The organism is uncultured Jannaschia sp. (genome assembly GCF_947494055.1).
Taxonomy (GTDB): Bacteria; Pseudomonadota; Alphaproteobacteria; order Rhodobacterales; family Rhodobacteraceae; genus Jannaschia.
On sequence record NZ_CANLTR010000222.1, the window covers coordinates 1 to 291 of the forward strand.

Sequence of the window (291 nt, forward strand, 5' to 3'; positions counted from 1 at the left end):
CACGCCGGCGCCGACGGTGCGGCCGCCCTCGCGGATCGCGAAGCGCAGGCCCTGCTCCATCGCGATCGGTGCGATCAACTCGACCCCGAACGACACGTTGTCGCCCGGCATCACCATCTCCGTCCCCTCGGCCAACTGCACCGTCCCGGTCACGTCCGTCGTGCGGAAGTAGAACTGCGGCCGGTAGTTCGCGAAGAACGGCGTGTGGCGCCCGCCCTCTTCCTTCGTCAGGATGTAGGCCTCGGCCTCGAACTTCGTGTGCGGCTTCACCGAGCCCGGCTTGCAGAGCAC

The 291-nt window shown here is 68.4% G+C and carries 1 pseudogene; it reads right to left on the bottom strand.

What is annotated here, in order from left to right:
- A pseudogene (tuf, locus tag Q1A87_RS23935) lies at positions 1-291 on the bottom strand (elongation factor Tu); the annotation flags it as partial.